6 protein-coding genes are annotated in these 6150 nt (G+C 68.4%); 3 read left to right on the top strand and 3 right to left on the bottom strand.

Going from position 1 to position 6150, the window contains the following annotated elements; genetic code table 11:
* Positions 1 to 741 precede the first annotated feature (741 nt).
* Entirely contained in the window at positions 742 to 1347 is a 606-nt protein-coding gene (locus ACVCAH_RS37270; RefSeq protein ID WP_447140913.1) for a hypothetical protein, read from the bottom strand.
* Between the two features lie 340 nt (positions 1348 to 1687).
* Between ACVCAH_RS37270 and ACVCAH_RS37265 the strand changes: the two genes are divergently transcribed.
* From ACVCAH_RS37265 to ACVCAH_RS37255, 3 genes are read left to right on the top strand one after another with little or no spacing between them, the layout of a single operon-like run.
* Complete coding sequence (locus ACVCAH_RS37265; protein WP_447140912.1) at positions 1688 to 3115, top strand: ferredoxin reductase family protein; 1428 nt, start codon at positions 1688 to 1690, stop codon at positions 3113 to 3115.
* A 53-nt stretch (positions 3116 to 3168) separates the two neighbouring features.
* Complete coding sequence (locus ACVCAH_RS37260) at positions 3169 to 3627, top strand: FMN-binding protein (protein WP_447140911.1); 459 nt, start codon at positions 3169 to 3171, stop codon at positions 3625 to 3627.
* Positions 3624 to 4358, top strand: a complete 735-nt coding sequence (locus tag ACVCAH_RS37255; RefSeq protein WP_447140910.1) for an FAD:protein FMN transferase — start codon at positions 3624 to 3626, stop codon at positions 4356 to 4358. The genes ACVCAH_RS37260 and ACVCAH_RS37255 overlap by 4 nt, the downstream gene beginning before the upstream one ends.
* A 402-nt stretch (positions 4359 to 4760) precedes the next feature.
* On the opposite strand, the gene ACVCAH_RS37250 is transcribed toward ACVCAH_RS37255, so the two are convergent.
* Positions 4761 to 5087: an STAS domain-containing protein gene (locus ACVCAH_RS37250; protein WP_447140909.1), complete on the bottom strand. Its 327-nt coding sequence runs from the start codon at positions 5085 to 5087 to the stop codon at positions 4761 to 4763.
* Positions 5084 to 5602, bottom strand: coding sequence for an ATP-binding protein (locus ACVCAH_RS37245; RefSeq protein WP_447140908.1), 519 nt, complete (start codon positions 5600 to 5602; stop codon positions 5084 to 5086). The genes ACVCAH_RS37250 and ACVCAH_RS37245 overlap by 4 nt, the downstream gene beginning before the upstream one ends.
* Between the last annotated feature and the right edge of the window lie 548 nt (positions 5603 to 6150).

The following is a 6150-nucleotide window of genomic DNA, read 5'->3' as shown; positions in this document are numbered from 1 at the left end:
GCACGGCGGGTTCGGCGAGCGGCCTGGAGAAACGGACCAGCGGCAACGCTGACACCGCACTCCAGGCCGACTCAACTGATCCGGCGCATCTGCCCTGACGACGACTTGATCTATCCCGAAAGTCGAGCGTCAATCATCGCGGTCGCCACCCCGGCGGACCCGGCAGCGGTCCCTCGAGTCGCACCCGCCGAAACGCACCCCGATGTCGCAGCCGCTACCTGCACCGCATTGCACCGACATTCCTGCTGTGGCTCCTGGCCATGGGCCAAACCGGTGGTGTCAGAGAGCTGGTACCCGCGTTCGCCAGCAGTCGGCACCCAGCGCTCCTGCCCGGCCAGGGTCTCCGCTGAGCCGGCCCGGTAATCGCCACCACGGGATGGCCTGCGGCACCATCATCTCGGGATGCCGCGGGCGGATGGCGCCACCTGGATAACCACGTCCGAGGGGCGTCCTGCCAGGGTGACACGCGGGGGCGGGCCTGCGGAATGAAGAATCCGCTTCAATGGTCACGCCCATGAGGGCCACCCACACCAGGGCGCTCCGCAGGCCCGCCACTGGCTGTAACGGGCGATTCTCGCCCAGGTCACGGGTGTCACCGTCAGGGCTCGTGGTTCAGGGCGGGAAACTGCCGCGAGGGCACGGCCTCGCACTCGCTGCGCTCTCGGAGTTGGCCGCCCGGTACAGCGCGCACTGACAGGGACAGGCTAGGCGTCGAGGCAATGGCCGCGGCGCGGACTGGCGTCACGTGGCTGGCCGAAGGTTCAGACTGCGGTGGAGGTATTCGAGGACAAGGGTCTTAGCTTCGGTGAGCATCTGCTCGTCGCCGTCCGGCTGGCGACGGAAGGCGAGCGTGATGAGCGCGTTCGACGCCGTGACCGCGATGCCCAATGTGCGCAGGTGGGGGATGTCGGCGATGGCGAACCGCTGGATCAGGGCGCGGGTGAGGTGATCGGCGATGACGTCGTCGCCGGCGGACTCCCCGTCGAGCACCTGCGCGCTCGTCAAGGCTGAGTTCAGCGCACGGAATCCTGGAAGCGTGCGGTGCAGGTCGATGCACTCGTCGATACCGGCGCTGACGCCGTCTAGAGGTCCTGTCCCTCGTAACCGGTCGGGCCCACCGAGGACTCGCGTGAGCAGTGCCGTCTGATGCCGCTTAATCCGGGCCACGTCTGCCCCTGTGCAGTAGCCACGGTGCGGCGTCCTCGAGCACCCGCAGATAGAACTGGTCGATAGGGCGCTCCACCACCGCCGCCCCCCGATCCGGTCGACGTGGGAACCCGTGGAAGCCTCGTCGGCTTGGTCGTCGTTTGGGTGCGCGGCTGGGCGGGCTTGCTCCGCCGCTGACATGAACGGTGCGAATGCGGGAAGAAGCGGTTCTCCGTCGTGAGCGGATCAGGTCGAGGAGGACAGTCGTCCGAGTGACCTCTGGGGCCGGGGTAACGGGACCGGGCGGTGCGCGCACAGCAGGCGACCCGGTCCTGTCCAGGCGGGCGGACGCGAACTGCCTGTAGGTCGTGCCCGGGGAGGGGGGACGCGCACGAGGACCACTTCGTCCTGACTCGCCGGTGAATAGACGCGATCGCGCTCGGTCACTTTTGTCCGGTGCGAAAGCGTCTGACCGGTTCTCCGATCGCACCACGCGCTCACCGACGGATCCGGAGGTGGCGATAGGGAAATTCGACGGTTAATGGGCGAACAGGCGGGGCGTGTGCTGGAGGGGCTTGTGGCTGGAAAGGCGCAGGTGGCCGGCGCGGCGGCCAGGCCCGTACGAACCGCCGCGTGGTCGTGGTGGGCCGATGTGATCGCTTCGGCCGGCGTGGTCAGCGTGCTGATCGTCGTCGCGCTCTGGGTGCGGGGCGGCGGTGTGCAGGATCTTCGTGGCTGGGCGGCGGGCTTGACGTCGCTCGGCCGGTTGACCGGGCTTGTCGCGGCCGACCTGCTGCTCATCCAGGTGCTGCTGATGGCGCGCGTGCCGTGGATCGAGCGCACCTACGGACAGGACAGGCTCGCCCGTTGGCACCGTGTGGTCGGGTTCGTGTCCTTCGATCTGATGCTCGCGCACATCGTGCTGATCACGGTCGGATACGCCGCGACCGGTGGGGTTTCTGTGATAGGCGAGGCGTGGAGCCTCGTCACCACATATCCGGGAGTGCTGCTGGCGGTCGCCGGGGCGGCCGCCCTGACGATGGTCGTGCTCACGTCCCTGCGGGCCGCGCGGCGGCGGCTGCGCTACGAGGCATGGCACCTGCTGCACCTGTACGCCTACCTCGGCGTCGGCCTGGCGCTGCCGCATCAGCTCTGGACCGGGGCCGACTTCACCAGTTCCCGGGCCGCGACGCTGTACTGGTGGACCGTGTACGCCGCGTGCGCTGGCGCGGTGGTCGCTTTCCGGCTCGGGCTGCCGGCCTGGCGGACGCTGCGACACCGACTCACGATTGCCGCAGTCGTCCCGGAAGCTCCCGGCGTTCACTCGATCTACATGCGCGGACGCCACCTGGACCGATTGCCGGCACGCGCCGGGCAGTTCTTCCAATGGCGCTTCCTCAGCGGCCCGGGTTGGAGTCGCGGCCATCCGTACTCGCTGTCCGCGGTACCGCGTGAGGACATGCTGCGGATCACGGTGCGATCCCGCGGCGAGGGCAGCGAGCAGGTATCAGAGTTACGCCCGGGCACCCGTGTGCTTATTGAGGGGCCGTACGGCCGGCTGACCGCCGCCCGGCGCACGGCCCCGCGGGTAACCATGATCGCGTCCGGGATTGGAATCACCCCGCTGCGGACGTTGTTGGAACAGTTACCGTATGCGCCGGGAGAAGCCACGCTGCTGTACCGGGCACGCTCGGCAGAAGACCTGGTGTTTCGCCAGGAACTGGAGCGCCTCGCGGCCGTCCGTGGCCTGCGCGTGGAGTACCTGTTGGGGCCCCGCGGGCGGGAGGGATCGTGGTTGCCGGCCGGATTCGGCGACGACACGACAGCCTTGTGTGATTTCGTACCGGATATCCAGCAGCATGACGTGTTCGTCTGCGGACCGGATGAGTGGATGCAATCGGTGGTACGGGCGGCGCGGCGCGCAGGCGTGCCGGCGGAGCGCATTCATCTCGAACGCTTCACCTGGTAACGCCGCCACCCATCCTCATGGCGCTCACAATTCGACCTCCCGAGGAGGACGACATGCGCAAGATCACGATGTGGTTCCTCGCCACGATCGCCGTGGTGGTACTTCTCTTTAGCTACCGGACCTCGACCGGACCCGACAGCTCGACGTCGGTCGGGAGCGTCGGCGGCGCAAGCGCGCCGGCGGACCCCGGGACGTCACGAGGCACCGTTGCGGCATCCGGTTCCACTACCGTGGCCGACGGCCCAGTCGTTCAGACGAAGCGGGGGCGCGTCCAGGTGCAGGCCCACATCAGCGGCGGCCGGATCACCGACATTACGCCGCTGACGGTGCCCAGCGGGAGCAACCGCGACCGGGAGATCAACAAGAACGCGGTGCCGAAGCTGCGCGCGGAGGCCCTCGCGGCGCAGAGCGCGCAGATCGACGCGGTGTCCGGGGCGACGGCGACCAGCGAGGGCTACACGGAGTCGCTCCAGGCCGCGCTGGACGCCGCCCAGTTCAAGGCCAAGCCGTGACCAGGCGTGCGTTCGTCGAGCAGATCATGGGTCTGCCCGTCAGCGTGCATGTGCGCGGTCCCGGTGCCGACTCCCCGGCGGCGGCGGACGCCGTCGCCGGGGCCTTCGCCGAACTGCGCGCGATGGATGCCGTCTTCAGCCCGTACCGCCCGGACAGCCGGCTGAGCGCGCTGAACCGGGGAGAGCCAGTACAGGAGCCGCTGGTCGACGAGGTACTCGATCTTTGCGAGCAGGCGCGGCAGCGTACGGGCGGCTACTTCAACGCATACCTTCCCGAACCCGGCGGCGGCACCCGCTTCGACCCGTCCGGCCTCGTGAAGGGCTGGGCCGTTGAGCGCGCCGCGGAGCACCTGCAGGGGTACGAGTTCTACCTGAATGCCGGTGGGGACATGACGGTACGCGGATCCTGGCGCGTGGGCGTGGAGGATCCAGCACAGCCCGATCAGCTCCTCACCGCCGTCGAGGTCGTCAACGGGGCCATGGCGACCTCGGGCAGTGCACACCGCGGAGCGCACATCGTCGATCCGCACACCGGCGCCCCCGCCCGCGGCCTGCGCTCGGTCACCGTCACCGGGCCGTCACTGACCTGGGCGGACGTGTACGCCACCGCAGCGGCCGCGCAGGGGCCTCAAGCAGTGACCTGGCTCGCCACGCTACCCGGATACGAGGCCCTGCTCGTCGGCGACGACGATGCCCTTCTAGCCACGCCCGGCTGGTCACTACCCACGTAACCCGCAAGAGCTCGACCTGCACCTCGTCGGACTGCCCGCGACCGAGAACCTGATCTCCGCCACCATCTCGGTTTGCCGCCGGTCTACGCGCACGGGTTACCACCCTGCCCCATCAACCACCTCGCCGGCTCCGTCAAGGCCGAAACCCGCTACACGGCACCATCGCCTGGATCCAGTGCACCCACCTCGCCGCAGGTTGGCACTGGGAGGTGCGACGCCGCGGTGCTGCCTGGCCCGCAGCAGTGGGCGACCTATCGAAACAGGCGTGCTCGCCGCCTTCACCTTGTTCCGGCTCGGACGGAGCCGGGACGTCCGGACATCGCTCAAACCTCGCCACTGGGCTTCGTTTGATCGACATCAGCAACCGCTCGCAGATGCCGGTGCGTGGAGGCGGAGGGTAGGTCAGGAAGCGGCGGTGGAGAGGACGTCGAGTACGCCGGTGATATCGAGAACTCGGCGGGTGTTCCTGCTGGGGTTGGTGAGCACGAGTTGTCTCCCGGTTGCCGTTGCCGTGTTCCGGGCGGTAATTAGCGCGCTGATGACGGTCGAGTCGATGAACTGGACTGCTGCCATGTCGACGTCGACCCGCTGCGTGGAGTGGATCGTGCGGTCGAGGAGGGCCAGGAGCTGCGCGGCGCCGGTGACGTCGATTTCCCCGGCGAGTAGGACGATGCTGCGGTCCGGCTCGACGCGGACCTGGTGCTGCCAGCTTTGCTGAGGGTTCGTCACGCTTTGTCCTCCCCGGGACTGCTGCGCCTGTCGTTGCGGGGCGCAGCCGATGCTGTCCGGATGTGGGGGTTGCTCGGTGGCTCCAAGCATACGGCGACCATTGCGGTCACCCCGTCGGGCCGTCGGGTGAGTACGAGCTCGTCGCTCAGCTGGTGAGCCAGCCATAGCCCACGACCGCCGGCGACATCGACCGCCGGCAGCCGCGTGGGAAGGTGGTCAGCTGCCATACCGTAATCGGTGATTTCGCAGACGAGCACGTCGTTCTCACAACGTAAGTCGATGTAGCCGTGGCCGCCGCCGTGTCGCACGGCGTTAGTGACCAGTTCATGCACGGCGAGCAGGAAGTCGAAGCTGCGATCGCCCACTAGTCCCGCCGCGGCGATCTTCGTTTCGACGGCGTGTCGGAGCGCGGTGACGCTCGCGGCGGTGAAGTGCTCTGACATCAACGGCACTACCGCGGCGCCCGGTGAGCGCGCTGGGTCAACCGGCTCGGCTGCCCACGCTTCGTCGCTCATGCTGGCAGGCTACCTATCGGTGACATTTCCACGAACCTTGCCTCTGGCAAGTATTCGCAGCTCAGCCGCTTCGGGGCCGGCACTGGGGGCCACCGGTGCGGTTCCGGGCAGGTAGCACCGTATCGCCCGGCTGTGAGAGGCCATGCTGCTAACGGCCGTTGTTAGGCAATGCCCACTCCGCTGCACGGACTCTCCTGTCCGCACAGGTGCCTGCCGGGCGGAGGACTCAACCCCTAAGCCTGGCCGACCCGAGTCCCCTATGCACCTAAGGCACGAGGGGGTGAGCACCCTAATCCGGCGGGACGGGTCGCGGGCCGTTCCCCGATGCCCCGCGCCGGTAACGAGCCATACCGTCACTCCCGACATCCGGCGGTCGTGTAGTCCGAGGAGTGCCCGAAGATGGATTCGCCCCAGACCCTGCACGTGGATTCGCATCACAGCCTCCACGTGGAGTCGCACCAGAGCCTGCAGGACTTCGTGCTCAACCTGCTCACCGACCCGGACGCGCGGTCGGCCTTCGACCTCGACCCGGAGGGCGCGCTGCAGGC

The organism is Micromonospora sp. LZ34 (assembly GCF_052981855.1).
Note: the sequence above shows the minus strand (reverse complement) of the source record. Positions and strands in the feature narration are given on the sequence as shown.